Source organism: Brevibacillus composti, from assembly GCF_016406105.1.
Taxonomy (GTDB): Bacteria; Bacillota; Bacilli; order Brevibacillales; family Brevibacillaceae; genus Brevibacillus; species Brevibacillus composti.
In genome coordinates this window covers 2,593,156-2,609,447 of record NZ_CP066308.1, presented here as the reverse complement: position 1 = coordinate 2,609,447, position 16,292 = coordinate 2,593,156, and the positions used below count along the sequence as shown (strand labels likewise).

At 55.5% G+C, this 16,292-nt stretch carries 21 protein-coding genes and 1 pseudogene; 16 read left to right on the top strand and 6 right to left on the bottom strand.

What is annotated here, in order from left to right:
* The first annotated feature begins 108 nt into the window (after window positions 1-108).
* The gene (locus tag JD108_RS13325; RefSeq protein ID WP_198826550.1) at window positions 109-1,323 is read left to right on the top strand and encodes a PA domain-containing protein; all 1,215 of its coding nucleotides are present in this window, start codon (window positions 109-111) and stop codon (window positions 1,321-1,323) included.
* A gap of 74 nt (window positions 1,324-1,397) precedes the next feature.
* Here the strand turns inward: JD108_RS13325 and JD108_RS13320 are convergent, their stop codons facing one another.
* Window positions 1,398-2,414 (bottom strand): hypothetical protein, encoded by a 1,017-nt coding sequence (locus tag JD108_RS13320; protein WP_198826549.1) that lies wholly within the window; start codon window positions 2,412-2,414, stop codon window positions 1,398-1,400.
* Between the two features lie 159 nt (window positions 2,415-2,573).
* On the opposite strand from JD108_RS13320, the pseudogene JD108_RS13315 reads away from it, so the two are divergent.
* The 3 genes and pseudogenes from JD108_RS13315 to JD108_RS13305 form a co-directional block, all read left to right on the top strand.
* Window positions 2,574-3,047: pseudogene (locus JD108_RS13315) on the top strand (NADPH-dependent FMN reductase); the annotation flags it as partial.
* Between the two features lie 97 nt (window positions 3,048-3,144).
* Window positions 3,145-3,573 carry a transcriptional regulator MntR gene (gene mntR / locus JD108_RS13310; RefSeq protein WP_198826548.1) on the top strand — a complete coding sequence of 143 codons (429 nt, stop codon included), beginning with the start codon at window positions 3,145-3,147 and terminating at the stop codon, window positions 3,571-3,573.
* Window positions 3,574-3,686: 113 nt separating this feature from the next.
* Window positions 3,687-4,631 carry a patatin-like phospholipase family protein gene (locus JD108_RS13305; protein WP_198826547.1) on the top strand — a complete coding sequence of 315 codons (945 nt, stop codon included), beginning with the start codon at window positions 3,687-3,689 and terminating at the stop codon, window positions 4,629-4,631.
* Window positions 4,632-4,647: 16 nt separating this feature from the next.
* Here the strand turns inward: JD108_RS13305 and JD108_RS13300 are convergent, their stop codons facing one another.
* Together JD108_RS13300 and JD108_RS13295 are read right to left on the bottom strand one after the other, a co-directional pair.
* Window positions 4,648-4,986, bottom strand: coding sequence for a hypothetical protein (locus JD108_RS13300; protein ID WP_198826546.1), 339 nt, complete (start codon window positions 4,984-4,986; stop codon window positions 4,648-4,650).
* Between the two features lie 30 nt (window positions 4,987-5,016).
* On the bottom strand, window positions 5,017-5,952 hold the full coding sequence (locus tag JD108_RS13295) for a DUF1385 domain-containing protein (RefSeq protein WP_198826545.1): 936 nt from the start codon (window positions 5,950-5,952) through the stop codon (window positions 5,017-5,019).
* 138 nt (window positions 5,953-6,090) lie between these two features.
* Between JD108_RS13295 and JD108_RS13290 the strand changes: the two genes are divergently transcribed.
* The 4 genes from JD108_RS13290 (at window position 6,091) to efp (ending at window position 8,841) form a co-directional block, all read left to right on the top strand.
* The gene (locus JD108_RS13290) at window positions 6,091-6,591 is read left to right on the top strand and encodes a YqhR family membrane protein (protein WP_198826544.1); all 501 of its coding nucleotides are present in this window, start codon (window positions 6,091-6,093) and stop codon (window positions 6,589-6,591) included.
* Between the two features lie 92 nt (window positions 6,592-6,683).
* Window positions 6,684-7,124, top strand: coding sequence for a type II 3-dehydroquinate dehydratase (aroQ, locus tag JD108_RS13285; RefSeq protein WP_198826543.1), 441 nt, complete (start codon window positions 6,684-6,686; stop codon window positions 7,122-7,124).
* A gap of 47 nt (window positions 7,125-7,171) precedes the next feature.
* Window positions 7,172-8,242: a M24 family metallopeptidase gene (locus JD108_RS13280; protein WP_198826542.1), complete on the top strand. Its 1,071-nt coding sequence runs from the start codon at window positions 7,172-7,174 to the stop codon at window positions 8,240-8,242.
* A 41-nt stretch (window positions 8,243-8,283) separates the two neighbouring features.
* On the top strand, window positions 8,284-8,841 hold the full coding sequence (gene efp, locus JD108_RS13275) for an elongation factor P (protein WP_198826541.1): 558 nt from the start codon (window positions 8,284-8,286) through the stop codon (window positions 8,839-8,841).
* A gap of 157 nt (window positions 8,842-8,998) precedes the next feature.
* On the opposite strand, the gene JD108_RS13270 is transcribed toward efp, so the two are convergent.
* From JD108_RS13270 to comA, 3 genes are read right to left on the bottom strand one after another with little or no spacing between them, the layout of a single operon-like run.
* On the bottom strand, window positions 8,999-9,460 hold the full coding sequence (locus JD108_RS13270) for a DUF441 domain-containing protein (protein ID WP_198830117.1): 462 nt from the start codon (window positions 9,458-9,460) through the stop codon (window positions 8,999-9,001).
* 42 nt (window positions 9,461-9,502) lie between these two features.
* Window positions 9,503-10,219, bottom strand: a complete 717-nt coding sequence (locus JD108_RS13265) for a 2-phosphosulfolactate phosphatase (RefSeq protein ID WP_198826540.1) — start codon at window positions 10,217-10,219, stop codon at window positions 9,503-9,505.
* Complete coding sequence (gene comA, locus JD108_RS13260; RefSeq protein ID WP_198826539.1) at window positions 10,210-11,031, bottom strand: phosphosulfolactate synthase; 822 nt, start codon at window positions 11,029-11,031, stop codon at window positions 10,210-10,212. The genes JD108_RS13265 and comA overlap by 10 nt, the downstream gene beginning before the upstream one ends.
* A 149-nt stretch (window positions 11,032-11,180) precedes the next feature.
* On the opposite strand from comA, the gene JD108_RS13255 reads away from it, so the two are divergent.
* From JD108_RS13255 to spoIIIAF, 8 genes are all read left to right on the top strand, one after another.
* Window positions 11,181-11,444, top strand: coding sequence for a YqhV family protein (locus tag JD108_RS13255; RefSeq protein WP_198826538.1), 264 nt, complete (start codon window positions 11,181-11,183; stop codon window positions 11,442-11,444).
* A 78-nt stretch (window positions 11,445-11,522) separates the two neighbouring features.
* Entirely contained in the window at window positions 11,523-12,020 is a 498-nt protein-coding gene (locus tag JD108_RS13250; RefSeq protein ID WP_198826537.1) for a CD1247 N-terminal domain-containing protein, read from the top strand.
* A gap of 299 nt (window positions 12,021-12,319) precedes the next feature.
* On the top strand, window positions 12,320-13,282 hold the full coding sequence (gene spoIIIAA, locus JD108_RS13245) for a stage III sporulation protein AA (protein ID WP_198826536.1): 963 nt from the start codon (window positions 12,320-12,322) through the stop codon (window positions 13,280-13,282).
* The gene (spoIIIAB, locus tag JD108_RS13240; RefSeq protein WP_198826535.1) at window positions 13,270-13,788 is read left to right on the top strand and encodes a stage III sporulation protein SpoIIIAB; all 519 of its coding nucleotides are present in this window, start codon (window positions 13,270-13,272) and stop codon (window positions 13,786-13,788) included. The genes spoIIIAA and spoIIIAB overlap by 13 nt, the downstream gene beginning before the upstream one ends.
* 16 nt (window positions 13,789-13,804) lie before the next feature.
* On the top strand, window positions 13,805-14,008 hold the full coding sequence (spoIIIAC, locus tag JD108_RS13235; RefSeq protein WP_198826534.1) for a stage III sporulation protein AC: 204 nt from the start codon (window positions 13,805-13,807) through the stop codon (window positions 14,006-14,008).
* A gap of 14 nt (window positions 14,009-14,022) precedes the next feature.
* Window positions 14,023-14,412, top strand: a complete 390-nt coding sequence (gene spoIIIAD / locus JD108_RS13230) for a stage III sporulation protein AD (RefSeq protein ID WP_198826533.1) — start codon at window positions 14,023-14,025, stop codon at window positions 14,410-14,412.
* 17 nt (window positions 14,413-14,429) lie between these two features.
* Window positions 14,430-15,614, top strand: coding sequence for a stage III sporulation protein AE (gene spoIIIAE, locus JD108_RS13225; protein ID WP_198826532.1), 1,185 nt, complete (start codon window positions 14,430-14,432; stop codon window positions 15,612-15,614).
* 8 nt (window positions 15,615-15,622) lie between these two features.
* Complete coding sequence (gene spoIIIAF / locus JD108_RS13220; RefSeq protein WP_198826531.1) at window positions 15,623-16,282, top strand: stage III sporulation protein AF; 660 nt, start codon at window positions 15,623-15,625, stop codon at window positions 16,280-16,282.
* Window positions 16,283-16,292 lie beyond the last annotated feature (10 nt).

The following is a 16,292-nucleotide window of genomic DNA, read 5'->3' as shown; positions in this document are numbered from 1 at the left end:
TCGGGAGCTGGCCATCCGTAGCTTTATTTGACGGACTATTCTGACTAGACGCTGCCGCTCATCCCCTTTCATAATGGGGGAAAGACCGGCGAAAAGGGGAGGTATGGCATGAGCAGAGGGAAGCGGACGCTGATTGGACTGACCATCGCATGCGGACTACTTGCGCTTTCACCTGGTTACGCAGCATTGGCGGCGGGTGAACAGGCGGATCCCGAGCGGTTGATGGAACATGTGGAAAAACTGGTTTCTTCACCGCGGGTGCCTGCGACAGAATCGGAATTTCAGGCCGTGGTCTATCTGGAGGAGTGGCTCCGCATCTACGGGTATGCCACCGTCCTCCAGCCATTTTCCTACTACGTCTACACGGAACCGACGGAGGCAGCGCTGCAGATCGGGGATCTGGCAAAAAGCGCGGAGACGATCCGAACGATCCCCGTTACATTTTCGCAAAACGGAGAAGCAACCGGTGAAATGATCGACGCCAGCGGTTGGAAGCCCGCTGACTACGCCTTAAAAGGCGCACAGGGCCATATTTTGCTGATCAGCGACGATACCGTGCCGACTGCGGAAAAAGTGCGTCACGCCGCGGCCGCGGGAGCCAAGGGAGTGATCTGGATCCAAACGCAATCAGCGGCGGGGTATAAGCCCTCCCTTCCAGGACCGCTGGATTTTGGGGTTCCCGTAGTGGCAGTTGCCCTAGAGGAGGGGCGCAAACTGGCGAAGCGCGTGCAGGCGGGAGAGCGGGCACAAGCCAGGATCAAAGTCACAGGTGCCTCGATGATGAAAAAGACGTCGTACAATCTTCGCACAGGGGAAATGCCCGCAGGAAGCAATCAAGCTGCTCACGGGAACTTGATCCTGGTGCTTGCCCACCATGACGCCGATGCGGCCGCCGCGGACAAAATCGGCGATGCAGCGGGGGCGGCGCTCCTTCTCGAAACAGCCCGTCTTTGGTCCCTGCATGCAGATAATAAAGCGGCGGACATTCGCTTCGTCTCGCTCGGCGCCGCTTCGGACGGGGATCGCGGCTTGGCAGAATTTTTGCAAACGCTGACCCCGGCCGAAAAACAGCGCGTCACAGCCGTCTTTTACTTGGATGGCCGAGTACGGGCTGCGGATCGCCCGCTAGCGGGGGCAGGGCTAGATGGCAGACTCCGCGCAGCCTTCAGCCATGCAGCGACGTATACAGACCTACTCAACCCCGCCGAGGAGAAAACGGCGAAGAGCGGCCACAGGAATCTCCCCGGCGAGCAGCTGGCTCTGGCAGCGGATGAAGTCTTGCGAATGCTCGAAGAGGTGGGAGAGCGCGGGAAGAATCCCTAACGGAGCCGGATTGGAAAAAAGAACATGGTTAAGCCCCGGAACGAATCAGGAATCCGGGGCTTTTTTCGCGTTGATTAGGGAACTTGTTTTGTTTTCCATAAAAAGGATAAGGCGAGAAACAGGCCGAAATACGTGACAGCGGTGGCGACAAGATAGGCGAGGCTTGCCCAGATGACCGACAGCAGCGAAAGGAGAATCACGCCGATTATCATGACGACCAGCAGGGCCGTCAGACGGATCTCATAGCGGACAGAGACGGGAGACGCTAGCGCGTACACCCACACAGCCAGCATTATGCCTGCGTGTCCCAGCATCGCGAACGCATGGATCCATTCCCCCTGGGGCAAAGCGGCCGACAGCACCGTCCTAAGTGGCAATGGCGATGAATGAATATCATGCCAGTACCCCAGAAAAAGGCCCTGAAGCAGCAACGACAAGAGAAGGAACAGAAAGCTGCCGAGCATGACGCCGGTTGCGATCGGCTGTACACGGGGTGCCCGGGAAGCGAGAGGCAGACAGATGACCAGAATCAGCAGAAAATGAAGGGAAAAGTAATACAGCGAATGAAGCAGCCATTGAAAATTTAGCTGATAGCCCAGAGAAGGGACGGCGATATGCGGCCGTTCGATGTAAGAGGCGGCGATCAGCAGAAAACCGATGATGAAGAAAAGCGACAAAGCCCGCAGAAGAAGCGGCCAGCCCCTTCCGATCAGGAAACAGGCCAGCGCGATCGGAATGAAAGCTACGATCCAGACCAAACCTTCTCCGGATAAGCGGCTGGCCGCCTCTCCGATCGTCGTCCCCGCATAGGCCAGAAGCAGCAGGTGGAGCAGCACCGAGAGGCCGGGGGCCGCTTTTTCCCCGAAACCGTAGGCCAGCAAATCGTGAAGGGAGCGAAATCCGAGATGGTGGCTGAGGACCAGAATCCGATAGCCTGCCCACCCGAAACCTATGCTGACAAGCAGAATGCCCAAGAAACCCCAAGAACCGAAATAGGCAAAAAAGCGAAGTCCGTCAGATCCTCCCAGATAGCTTCCACCCAAGGCTGCGGCTGCAAACAGAACGGCAATTCGCCAGGATCCTCTGTCCATCGATCATCATCCTTTATCCAACCTTGGTACAAGTGTATGAGCGGGTGGGGCTTGTTCAGAACCGAAGGAAATAAACAAACATATTTATTTTCTATGTATGATAAATGGGTTATACTGGATATAGAAGGAGCTTGCTGAACTTAAAATGAGGCTGCCGAAAGGGCGGGAGCGAAGACGGAACTGATCCATCTGGCCGATTGGCCGCTGCCCGTTTATGATGTGCGCGATGACGAATCCACGTATCCAGAGACGGTCCATCGGTTCATACAAAAAATCTCCGATGCGGATGCATTGCTGATCGCCTCTCCGGAATACCACGGGACTCTGACAGGCGCTTTGAAAAATGCGATCGACTTTCTCGCGGCCAGGCATCTGCGCGAAAAGCCCGTAGCGGTCATGGGGATTGCCGCTAGCAGCCTCGGAGCGGCCAATACAGTCAATACGCTTCATCTGATCATGCGAAACCTGCATGCCTGGGCTATTCCCAACAGCCCGAGCATTCCTAACTCCTCTCGCGCATTCGGCCCCGACGGCAAGCTGATCGACGCCCGCCTGCATGAGAGAGTGGAGCTGCTCGGCCAGCAATTGGTTCGGATGGTTCGCATGATCAAAGCGGAGAAGCAGTTGAACTAAGAGGTTTTCCTTGCATCCTGTCCCGAATCCACGGTATGATAGAACTACATGCTTTTTTTGGCCCTGATGAAATACCGTTTTGAAACGAGGGATACCAATGCCAACTCCCAGCATGGAAGACTATTTGGAACGCATCTACAGCTTAATTGAAGAAAAAGGTTACGCCCGTGTCTCCGATATCGCGGAAGCGTTGGAGGTACATCCCTCTTCGGTTACGAAAATGGTTCAAAAGCTGGATAAAGACAAATACCTTGTCTATGAAAAATACCGTGGACTCGTGCTGACGCCAAAGGGCAAGAAAATCGGCAAACGGCTCGTCGACCGCCACAGTCTTCTGGAGCAATTCATGCGGCTGATCGGCGTAGACGAGGAACATATTTATCAAGATGTCGAAGGAATCGAACATCACCTCAGCTGGGAATCGATCTCCTGCTTTGAATATCTGGTCCGTTATTTTCAGGAGGATCCGCAGCGCGTGGAGGACCTTCGCCGGATTCGGCTCGAGGAAGAACAAAAAGAAGAATAGGATGTCTCCAAAAACGCAGGCCTTCGGGCTTGCGTTTTTTGTCGTAATAGACTAGCTCTTCTACTATATTAGGAATAAGGGGGATCAGAGCAGAATCAGGAGGGGGTGGATGAGTGAAGGCAGATGCAGTGTTTGAAGGGGGCGGCGTCAAAGGCATCGCTTTTATCGGGGCGCTGGAGGTGATGGAGCGCCATGGCTTCGCCTGGCAGAGAATTGCCGGTACTTCTGCCGGGGCGATCGTCGCCGCTCTGGTCAGCGCCGGGTACAAAAGCAATGAGCTGCGTCCGATCTTCGAGAAGCTGGACTATCTTTTTTTTCTGGAGAGAAGGGGACTCGGACGATTGCCCATCGTCGGACCCTTGTTCGAGCTGGCCGTTCGCAAAGGCATCTATCGGACGGACCGGCTGGAGAAGTTCATTGACGAACTGCTGCGGAGGAAGGGCATTCGCACCTTCGGCGATCTGCCCAAGGACGCCTTGCGCATCATCGCTTCCGACATAACCGCGGGAAAAATGCTGGTCTTGCCGGATGACCTCGTCCACTTCGATTTGGATCCCGAACGTTTTTCCGTCGCGCGGGCGGTGCGCATGTCTTCCTCGATCCCGTTCTTTTTTCAACCGGCACGCCTGTACAGAGAAGAGGCACCCCACTTCATCGTCGACGGCGGCCTCTTGAGCAATTATCCCGTCTGGCTGTTTGATGTGCCGGGCATTCCCCGCTGGCCGACGATTGGTTTTCGACTCCACGACAACAAGGTTGATCGCGAAGCCTACCGAATTAGAGGGCTGTTTTCATTCACCCGCCAGCTCGTCGTCACGATGCTGGATGCCCATGATCGCCTGCATGTCGACCGGGCTCACGCAGTTCGAACCGTATTTGTGAATACCTTGGGCGTGCGAACGACGCAATTCCAGCTCTCGCCGGACATCCGGCGGCGTCTCTACGAATCAGGCGTACTGGCAGCGACGCATTTTCTGGAGCAATGGAATTTTGAACAGTACATCGAGGTTTTTCGCCGACAGCTGTCGCCCACAGAAAAAACAGGCCACCTGGTATAGGCAGCCTGTTTTCTTTTTACTGCGAAATATGATTATGAGGGTCATGGTCGCCGTCATTTTCCTTCGCTTTTCCTTTGTTTCCGTCAATCACCCGGAACGGATGGTTTTTCCGTGCCTGCTGTGCGCTTTTTTTATGCGGGGGGCGAGGAGCAGGCTTGGGCTTGGCTGCCCTCGGTTTGGAGGCGCCAGGCAAAAACTTGCCCGTCTGGAGGTAATTCCTCACCGCAAAGATGACCAGTGCAGACAGCCCGATGACCACCAGCGCGTTTAGCGGATTATTGAAAAACCAGCTTAAAAAGCCATAAGCAGCAAACAACAGGATGATCAGAATGATCGGGGATATACGGGGAAACATAGCGCCTCACCTCATCATTTTGAAAATGCCTTATCCTGCGGAAACCAACCCTTGCTCCTTGATCTCAAGATCGCGCTTGCGCATTTGTTCAAAGGCCGCGATGGCAACCTCGACTTGACTGTCGTCCGGTTCCCGCGTGGTGATTCTTTGCAGCCACAGACCCGGATATCCCAAGTAGCGCAGGACCGGAGTGTCCCGCAATTTATTGGTCCACTGGAGGAATTCATACGACACCCCAATGACGACCGGGAGGAGGACGATCCGTTGAACGACGCGGTCCCACAATGTTTCATACGTGAAGAGGGAGTAGATGACGACACCGATGATCACGGTGAAAATCAAAAAGCTGCTCCCGCAACGGTAATGCAGGGTGGAAAATTTTTGCACATTCTCTACGGTTAAGTCTACCCCGGATTCGTAGGCATTAATCACCTTGTGCTCCGCGCCGTGGTACTGAAAAAGCCTTTTGATCAAGGGGGCTTGGGCAATGGCCAAGATGTAGCCGAGGAGCAGGATCAGCTTGATGACACCTTCAGCCAGATTTTGGGCGATTCCATCCGGCACCCATTTTCCCAGGAGAAAATCGGCCAGGAACACCGGAATCAGCGTAAATACAAATTTTCCAAAGAGAAACGAAAGAATGCCTACGACAGCCACTCCAAAAATCATTTGCATCCGCGATGGTCCTGTCGAGACTTCCTCGTCTGATTCTGTGCTGTAACGGTCGGAGGCAAAGTTCAAGTGTTTGGCTCCGTTGGCGCTTGCTTCGATCAGCCCGACGATTCCGCGGATAAAGGGAATCTTTTTCAAGGCCCTGACCCATGGAAACTCTGTCCGGGGTGCTTCAAAGTATTCGATTTCTTGGCTTTTTCTGCGTATCGCTGTGACGGTTATTTGCTTACCGCCGAACATGACGCCTTCAATGACGGCTTGACCGCCGTAGCTGGGAACGTTTTGTTGCGCCAATCCTATCACCATCCTTACTTCATATTCTAACGGAAACGAAGCGTGCAGGCTACTGGCAGATCAAATCACCGGGCCATCCGCTCCAGCTGCTAGTGAAAGCGGCAGGCTTTGCACATACTAGGGACAGAGGTGATAGGTATGAGCACGACGAAAACGAGAGCCTTTTTGCGAAGAAGTCCTGCAGACGATCGAGAGGAAGCGCGGCCGGAGGAGTCTGTCAACGTCCGTCCCTTTTCCGCTTCCAGGATCGTGGAGTTGGCATTTTGGGGGACGATTTTTTGGGGAGTGTTCCGCCTGACGGCCCATTTCCTCAACTTTACGCCATATGGGGTAGGCGCGTTTGCCCGTCCTTTTCTCGGCGTCACGAATGAGGATACCTGGTCCGCGATTTTCCTCGGCGCCATTTTGCTGTTCTTTGAGAGCTTGCTCGCTATTTTTGTCTACTCCTTGCTGTTCCGCCGCACCCGCTTTTGGTGGAGCGGCCTCTTGTACGGACTGATGCTGCTGGTGGTTGCCGGTTTTTTCTTCCGCATCGGCAACTGGGATCAAGCGACCTTGAGCACGGAACTCTTCTGGTATCTTTCCTACGGCTTGTTTGTCGGGATGACCGTGACGCTGGAACAGTCGGATGAAGCCTGATGCTGTCAAGATCACGTCCCGTATGGTAAAATTACTCTCTAGTAAAATTGTTTTTACAAGAGAACCGGAAAGGCATAAGGGAGGTATGAAACATGTTGTCGATCCTGCTGTTAAATGGGCCCAATCTCAATCTGCTGGGCAAGCGGGAGCCGGAGGTTTACGGCCGTGAGACCCTGCAGGATGTGGTCAAGCGGCTGGAGAAGGTCATGCAGGAATGGGACGGACATCTGGAGCATTGCCAATCCAATCACGAGGGTGACCTGATCGATGCCATTCACCGGGCCAAGGGCGTACATAACGGCATTATCATCAATCCCGGAGCCTTCACCCATTACAGCTACGCCATACGGGACGCCTTGGCGGCTGTGGAAATTCCCACGATCGAGGTGCATATCTCCAATGTGCATAAACGGGAGGAGTTTCGCCACACGTCCGTGATCGCCCCTGTGGTGATCGGACAAATCGTCGGCCTGGGAATCGACGGGTATGAATGGGCCCTGCGGTCATTGGCCGCCAGAGTGCAAAGCAAATAAAAACGGCTCCTGAAGAAGAGGGAGCTGGCGAAGAAAGGGAGAGGAAAATGCAAAACCGCCTGAACAAATTGCGTGATGCCCTTGCGAATATCGGTGCCGATGCGCTGATTACGGAAAGAGACGTAAACCGCCGCTACCTGAGCGGTTTTACCGGATCGACAGGCTGGGTCATCGTGACGGAAAAAGATGCGTTTTTGGTTACAGACTTCCGCTACATCGATCAAGCTCAGGAACAATGCCCGGATTTTACTGTCGTCAACAACCAGCGCAAGGCGGTCGAAGCCATCGCCCAAGTGCTGAAGCAGGCTGGCGTCAAGCGGCTTGCTTTTGAGAGCAGCCTGTCCTACGGCTCCTATGCGGAGTGGAGCCAAGCCTTTGACGGCGTAGAGCTGGTTCCGACCAGCGGAGTTCTGGAAAAACTGCGGATGTATAAAGAGGCGTCCGAGGTAGAGATCGTTCGCAAAGCGGTAAAAATCGCCGATGATGCCTTCCAGCATATCCTCGGCTACATCAAGCCGGGTGTCAGCGAGAGCGACATCGCCCTGGAGCTTGAGTTTTTCATGCGGAGGCAAGGGGCCTCGGGCATAGGCTTTGACATCATCGTCGCATCCGGCCCGCGCGGAGCCCTGCCGCACGGACGCGCGAGCGAAAAGCTGATCCAGGCGGGCGAGCTGGTCACGCTCGATTTCGGTGCCCAGTTCCAGGGGTACAATTCCGATATTACGCGCACAGTAGCAGTAGGGGAGCCCAGCGCCAAGATGAAAGAAATCTACGACATCGTGCTCAAGGCGCAAATCGCCGGTGTGAATGCGCTCCGGCCGGGCATCACCGGAAAAGAAGCAGATGCCGTGACGCGCGACATCATTACGGCTGCCGGCTATGGCGACGCTTACGGACACAGCGCCGGCCACGGGCTCGGCATGGACGTGCATGAGCTGCCCAATTTGTCCACGGTCAGTCCGTTCGTCCTGGAGCCAGGCATGCTGGTGACGATGGAGCCGGGCATCTATGTGAGCGGGCTGGGCGGCGTCCGCATCGAAGACGATGTCCTTATTACGGAAGAGGGGCATGAGGTGTTGACCCAGTCGACGAAAGAGTTGCTCATTTTGCCCGTCTAATTTATACTATTTGTGTTATTTGTTGATTTGGGAGGACAAACATGATCTCTGTTAACGATTTTCGTACCGGCTTAACCATCGAAGTAGATGGCGATATTTACCAAGTATTGGAATTTCAACACGTAAAGCCAGGGAAGGGCGCGGCTTTTGTCCGTTCCAAACTGCGTAACCTGCGCAGCGGCAACGTGACCGAGATGACGTTCCGCGGCGGTGAAAAAGTAAATCCTGCCCGTATCGAAACCTCTACCATGCAATACCTGTATGCGAGCGGCGACGATCATACCTTCATGAACACGGAGACCTACGAGCAGCTGACTTTCACCAGCAAACAGATCGAGCGTGAGCTGAAGTTCCTGAAGGAAAACATGAACGTGCAAATCATGCAGTACAATGGCGAGACCCTCGGGGTTCAGCTGCCGAATACTGTGGAACTGACGGTTGTCGAGTGTGAGCCGGGTGTAAAAGGAGACACTGCCTCCAACGTTACGAAAAAAGCAACCCTGGAAACAGGTTTCGTGGTAAACGTACCGCTTTTCGTCGAACAAGGAGACAAACTGATCATCGATACACGTTCCGAAGCATACGTGTCCCGCGCATAACGAGAATCCTAAAAGCCCCCGCCGGCATCGCGCTTCGGGGGAAAGAAGAAAGCTGTACCTCATCGGGTACAGCTTTTTTTATAGCTGTCTTTTTCGTCCATCCCAAGCCGGTGTAACCCGTCAGCTCAGCGAAAGGCCAGTTCTCACCGTAGCCGGATCAGCGGCCGCCGAATAAATCCCACAGCTTTAGAACAAAGGCGGTAATCCCGGCGGCCATCAGCGGCCCGACCGGGATGCCTCGCAAAAAGACGATGCCGATGATGGAGCCGATGACCAGACCGACGATGATGGACGGCTCGGTCCGCAGCAGGTCGAGACCCTTGCCGTTCATCCACGTCGCAATCGCTCCGCCTGCCAGCGCCATCATTCCGATTGCCGTCGTAAACAGCGGCGTGATGTCCCGCCAGGAGATCTTTTCACTGGCAAACGGTACGAGCACGGAGATGGTCAGAAAGAGAAGGCCAAGCTCGAGGCCGCGCCTCTCGACGACAGGAAAGAGACGCTCCAATGAAGTCAATTTTAAGACAAGCAGGATGCTGGCTGCTGTAGCGATGATCGGCGATCGCCCGATAAGGCCTATGACGATCAGGATGACAAGCATGATTTCCCCAGATACCATTGTCATCAAAACCCCTGTCCACGTCCCTAGTCTTCTTCCACTTTATGAGACGAGGAGGGGGAGTATGCGTCTCTCCTTTACGATGGGGACCAGTTGGTAGCGGTCAATCTGGGCGCAAAAGGCGAGATCCGCCTGAAAATGGTGCTGGACCAATCTCTTACCCGTCGTCGTATGCGGCAACACCTCGGGCAGTCTGGCGGAGACATGCAGATAGCTGGCCCTGAGGGCTTCTCCGAGATCGCAAAGCTGGATCTGGGGCTGCCGGTTCTGGGCCAAATGGATCAAGAGCCCTGCCGCCAGTCCGTCTTCCAGGGCAAATTCCGAGCGAGTGCCGGCACAGTAGAGCGTGATGTCCAGGTGGCGTGCCAGCGCGTGCTGGATGCATGCGCTGGCATTGAGAAAACAGCCGATCAAAAGACAGGCGGCACGCTCCGCCTTTTGAATGGCGCGCGTCCCGTTGGTGGTGGTGAGAACCAGCTCGCTGCCCGGATGCGGGTGACTGGCGATCTGGGTGGGAGAGTTGTTGTAGTGGAAATCGGCAATCTTGCGGCAATGTCTCTCGCCGGCGAGGAAGTTCGCGTTCGTTCGGAGCGCCTGCGCCTGGCCGATCGTCTCGACGGGAATCACGGCTTCAAAGCCGGTACCCAGCGCCGTGACGATCGTGCTGGAGGCACGCAGCACATCGATGACGATCACGACGCGGTTGCCAATCTGTTCATGACGGATCTCCTCTACCGTGGGAACGACATCTATTCGCACGCCGCTGTCCTCCTCTCGGCAAACATCGCAGCCGTATCGCCTCTCAGCCCCCTCCGCAGCGTTTCGACAGCGAGAACATCCCCGCCGGCGATATTCCCCAGATTGACGTCCGTTCCCAAGGTCTTGATCAGGGCCACCTGCTGTTCCTTTTGGGGGGCCTCCCAGATGAGCCGGGCCGCATTTTTGCCGGCGGCTTGATGGATGTCCCGCAAATAGCGCTCCTCCACTTTTCCCCGCGCGTCAAACACCCCTACGTTTCCGCTCTCGCGGGCCTCGACGATGACATAACTGGCACCCGCCGCCAGATCAGCCTCCAGGGTTTGGAGCAAGTCCTCTTGCTCCGCGCGGAAATCGGCTGCTTTTTTTCCAAATTCCGAGTAGACGACGAGATCGGCATCAACAGCGGTGGCGATGGCCCTTTTGCGGAGCTCCGGTGAGAGAGGAAATGTGCCGTCAGAAATCTCCACGGCGTTAAAGCCGATGGACTTGACTTGCTTCAAGTATTCCTCCAGGGAGGAGTGGCGGAGGGCGATTTCAAACAGCGTGCCGCCCGGCATGATGTGCAGATTCCACGCTTTGGCCTCTTCCACCTTTTGCTGCAGGAATTTATGAGGGTACAAGGCCGAGGTGCCGAAGCCCAGTTTGTATATATCGATAAAGGGTGCGGCCAGCTCCATCAGATCGCAGAAAGCGGCGCGGCCCAGGCCTTTGTCGATTACCATGGTTAGTCCGGTTGCTCGCGGCTTTTCTTGCCTGCTTTGGGACGGGTCGGTCCACGCTGCAGGCCAGAAGGGAAGATCTCGGTTAAACATGGCAGTTTCCTCTTTTCTTCTAGGCGTTTGCTTTAGTCTATGTGCGGTTTTGCCAGGAAGTGAGCCATCGCCCTGTAGGCAAGTGCCCAGCTTGAGTGATGAATCGGTGGAGGACGGGCATAGAGTAAAGGGAGAGGAGGGCATGAGCGATGTGGGAAAAGGCGATTCTCGGGATGGCGGCGCTCAGAATGATGTCGGGGAGCATTGAGGTGCTGGCTGCCCTGTTCATTTTAAAGGTAAACCAGGTGGAAAAGGCGCTCTTGATCAACTCGGGGCTGGCGATTGTGGGTCCGCTGGTACTGCTGACCACGACGACGATCGGTTTGATCGGCATGTCGGACCGGATCAGCTTTGCCAAAATCATGTGGATTTTCCTCGGGATTGTCTGTATTTTCGTCGGTGTTCGAAAATGATGGCTACGCCAAAACGTAAGTAACCACCCCAAAACTCGGGAAGAATAGCAGGAGTAAACGAACAGGGGAGGGTTCCGCGTGCTGGAACAGTTGGCAAATCGTATTTCGTATCTGCGAGGCTTGGCCGATGGCATGGACGTCAATCAAGGAAGCAATGAAGGCAAGATCCTGGCCGAAGTGATCGAGATTATGGACGATATGTACGGCCAGTTCCGGGAGCTTCACGCCAGAATCGAGGAAACCGAGGATTACGTCGAGGCGATCGACGACGATCTGGATGATGTGGAATTGTACCTCTTTGGCGATGAAGATGATCTGTACGCAATCGTGGATGACTGCGACGATGACACAGCCATCCTGCTCGATGACGACTACCCGGAACAGGACGATGAGGATGCGGCAGTTTATGAGCTCGATTCGGAAGATGATCAAGTTATCGCATCGTACGAAATCGAGTGTCCATCCTGCCATGAAATTCTTTACTTCCCGGAGGGGGAGGACGAAGAAGGGGATCGCCACTACGTTTTCGAGCAGATGCCTCAAGAGAGAGGGCACGAAGCGATCAACCCGACCTAACAGGGGGATGCCCAGTCGACTCGCAGTTCAGCAATTGTTCAGCAAGTAAATAGTAAACGCCGCAACCTGGCTGTGTTGGCACTCTCTTCGGTTTTTGGCCGAAGTGCGCCAAGACAGAGCCGGGTTTTTTGCTGTTTTCCGGGGCTGTTTTCCGAGGCCTGAGGGAAGCAGCGCAGGGAAACACACTTCTTCGCCCCCACAGCAGTTTTAGGCATAATACTCGTCCAGCGGCGCATAGGATGGAGGTAAGTCAACGTGGACAAAGACGTACAACCACTGACCACGAGGGGGGATATGCCGTGAAAGAGATTATGGCGATTTTGCCGGCGACCATCCGCAACATTCTGACTGCATTACCCTCCGCCGTCAGAGAGCATTTGGAGGAAATACGCCTACGGCAGAATCAGCCGCTGGAAATAAGGTATGGACAGCAATCGAGCTACGTTACACAGGCGGGGTTATTGACGGCCAACGCCAGACAGGGCTGGTCCTTTCCGGAAGAGCAGGCGGTCAAACTGCTCAGCCTGATCAGCCAGCACTCGCTGTACACCCTGGAGGAGGAGTTGAAGCGCGGCTACATCACCGTCCAGGGAGGCCATCGCATCGGGATTGCCGGCAAGGTCGTGCTGGAGAGGGGCGAGGTCAAAGGAATCCGGGACGTGACCAGCTTCAACATCCGGATCGCCCGGGAGAAAAAAGGAGCGGCGCTCAAGGTATTGCCCTATCTCTACGAGGACGGCCGCATCCACAATACGCTGATCATCTCTCCTCCCCAATGCGGCAAAACGACGCTGCTCCGCGATATCGCCCGCTGCATCAGCTACGGGAACGAATGGTCTTCCAGCCGAAAGGTGGGGATCGTGGACGAGCGTTCTGAGCTGGCCGGATGCCTGAACGGTGTGCCGCAGCGCGATGTGGGGCCGCGCACCGACGTGCTCGATGCCTGCCCGAAGGCGGCAGGAATGATGATGATGATCAGGTCGATGTCGCCCGATGTGCTGATTGTGGACGAGGTAGGCAGGCCGGAAGACGGCGAGGCTGTATGGGAAGCCATCCACGCCGGAGTGTCCGTCATCTGCTCGGCTCACGGGGCGGAGGTCGCAGAAGTGGCACGCCGTCCGGCTCTCGGCAAATTGATGCAAAACGGGGTGTTCAGCCGCTACCTGGTGCTGAATCGTTCCCGCGGCGTCGGAACCATCCAAGGCATCTACGACCAGAATCTCCGGTCCGTACAGAGGGAGGAAGCGGCATGGTCAAGCTGATAGGCGCGGTGCTGATCCTCTTTTCCGCCTCCATGGTCGGGTGGCAGATCGGGCGGTATTACGCCTCTCGTCCCGTTCAGCTGCGAGCGCTATTGGTCGGCCTGCAGATGTTGGAGACCGAGATCGTCTACGGCTTGACGCCGCTGCAGCGCGCCCTCCATAAGGTGGGCAACCGCCTGCCGGAAGAAATCGGCCGCATGTTCCAGACAGCGTCGGACAGTCTGAGAGATGAACGGGCTCCCAGCGTGGAAGAAGCGCTTCGGCTCGCGATCGAAACGCACTGGTCGCAGACCGCGCTGCGGAAGCAAGAACGGGATGTCTTGATCAGTCTGGGACAGGTGCTCGGCTCCTCCGACCGAACGGACCAAGAGAAGCATTTGCGACTGGCTGTCACCCATTTGCGCGGTCTGGAAGAAGAAGCGCGCGCAGAACAAAGCAGGTACGAAAAGATGTACAAAAGCCTCGGTTTCCTGTGCGGTCTGTTGGTCGTCATCCTGATGTTCTAAAGGCGAGGTGTTCACTGTGGATTTTGATTTGACACCTGTTTTTCAGATCGGAGCGGTGGGGTTCATCACAGCCATTCTGCACACGGTTCTGAAGCAGGCTGGCAAGGAGGACATAGCACACTGGGCGACCCTGGTGGGATTTATCATCGTCCTGTACATGGTTTCCCATTTTGTGGCCGACCTGTTTTCTGAGGTAAAACGCGTCTTCCTGTTCAATTAAGGAGGGGGAGACGATTGGAGATCGTACAAATTGTCGGACTGGGACTTGTGGCTACGATTCTCGCGCTGGTCATCAAGGAACAAAAACCGATGTTCGCCTACCTGCTGGCCGTCGCGAGCGGCGTTGTCATCTTCTACTTCCTGATCGGAAAGATCGCCGAAGTGATTCGGATTTTGGAGAGGCTGGCGGTGCAAGCCGACCTCAATCTGGTCTTTTTGGAGACGATCCTGAAAATCATCGGAATCGCCTATATCGCCGAATTTGGGGCGCAGATGACCAGAGACGCCGGACAAGGAGCCATCGCTTCCAAGATTGAACTGGCGGGAAAAGTATTGATCCTGGTCATGGCGGTTCCGATTATTCAAATCATTATCGAAACGGTCATTGACCTGTTGCCGGCTTAGGCGGAGGAGGGGTGTAAATGACTCGGGCGGGCTGGTCGCTTTTCCTCTTTCTTTTCCTTTCATTTCTGCCATTATCGTCGCTGACAGCTGCCGAGGCCACCGCTTCGCCGCCGATGGAGAGCTTGATCAAGCAGCAGGTGGACGATCTGCATGTGGACAGGGTGGAAAAATTCTGGGTGGACCTTCAACGGGAATACAAAGGCTATCTGCCCGACATCCAATCCCAAGGCTTTCTGCAGCTTATCATGCAGCAGGGGGAATTCAGCCTCACCGGATTTCTCAAGGGCATGGGCAAATACGTCTTTCATGAAATCCTGACCAATGGAAAGCTGCTCAGCTCGATTATCATCATCACGGTCTTCGCCATGATCCTGGAGACGATGCAAAACGCCTTCGAGCGAAACACGGTGACCACCGTCGCCTACTCCATTGCCTACCTGGTGCTGATGGTGCTGGCGATCAACAGCTTCCACGTGGCGATCAACTACGCGAGAGACGCGATTGCCGATATGTCCGACTTTATGCTGGCGATGATTCCGCTGGTGATCGCTCTGCTCGCCTCCGTGGGCAATCTGGCGTCCGCGACGATGTTTCACCCCTTGATTATCTTTCTGATCAACACCAGCGGAATCCTGATCTCCTACATCATTTTTCCCCTGCTGTTTCTGTCCGCGATGCTCTCCATCGCGAGCCTGTTCTCGGAGAGATACCAGGTGACGCAGCTGGCTACGCTGCTCAGAAATATCGCCATGGGGGCGCTGGGCTCTTTTCTGACGATTTTCCTCGCGATCATCTCGATTCAGGGGGCGACATCGGCGGTGACGGACGGCGTGACGCTGCGGACGGCCAAGTACATCACGGGCAATTTCATCCCGATTGTCGGCCGGATGTTTTCGGACGCGGCGGACACGGTTCTGAACGCCTCGCTGCTGGTCAAAAACGCGGTGGGACTGGCAGGCGTCCTGATCCTGCTCCTGCTCTGCGCGTTTCCGGCGTTGAAGATCCTCATTCTGGCGATGATCTACAATCTCTCCTCGGCAGCGCTGCAGCCGCTCGGCAACAGTCCGATTATCGCGGCTTTGGGGGCAATCGGGAAAAATCTGCTGTTTGTCTTCGCCGCTCTGGCGACGGTCGGACTGATGTTTTTCCTGGCCATCACCATCATTATTGCGGCGGGCAATATCTCGATGATGGTGCGGTAGGTGACGACATGAGTTGGCTGACACTTTGGCTGAAAAAAATCATTCTCTTGGTGCTTTTGGCCGCATTTCTCGACCTGATTCTGCCCAATACGAGCCTGCAGCGCTACGTCAAGATGGTCATGGGCCTGATTATCCTGATGACGATCATTTCGCCGGTATTTGCCCTGTTCCAGCTCTCCCAGGATGATTTGGCCCTGAAGCTGGACCGCTATCAGCAGGAGATGAATCGGCCCTCCGATACGGAGTGGAGGCGGATGGCGGAAAGACTGGCAGGACAGCAGGACAAACAGATCAGCGCCTACGTGGAAAGTCAGGTGGAGGCAGCGGTGCGAACCCAGCTCAAGCAGGATTTCGGGGTAGAGGCAGCGGACGTAAAAGTGGCTATCGGCGGCCAGGGAGCGGACGAGGCCGTTCTGAAGCGGATCGAAGTGTCCATCCGCTCTCCTGATCAAGCGGATTCGGGCGGGACGATCAGTCCGATCCAGCCGATCGCACCCGTCCACATCGAGGTGGGCGGCGCTGTAGCGGGAGAGCAGCAGGAGGATGTCCCGGCTTCCGCACAGAGCAGTGACGCGGATACAAGAAAGATGGCCAGGGAACTGGCGGCAGAGTGGGGACTGACAGAAGATCAGGTGATCGTGACGAAAGAGAGCGGCGGCTTTGAATAGCGCTGAGCAG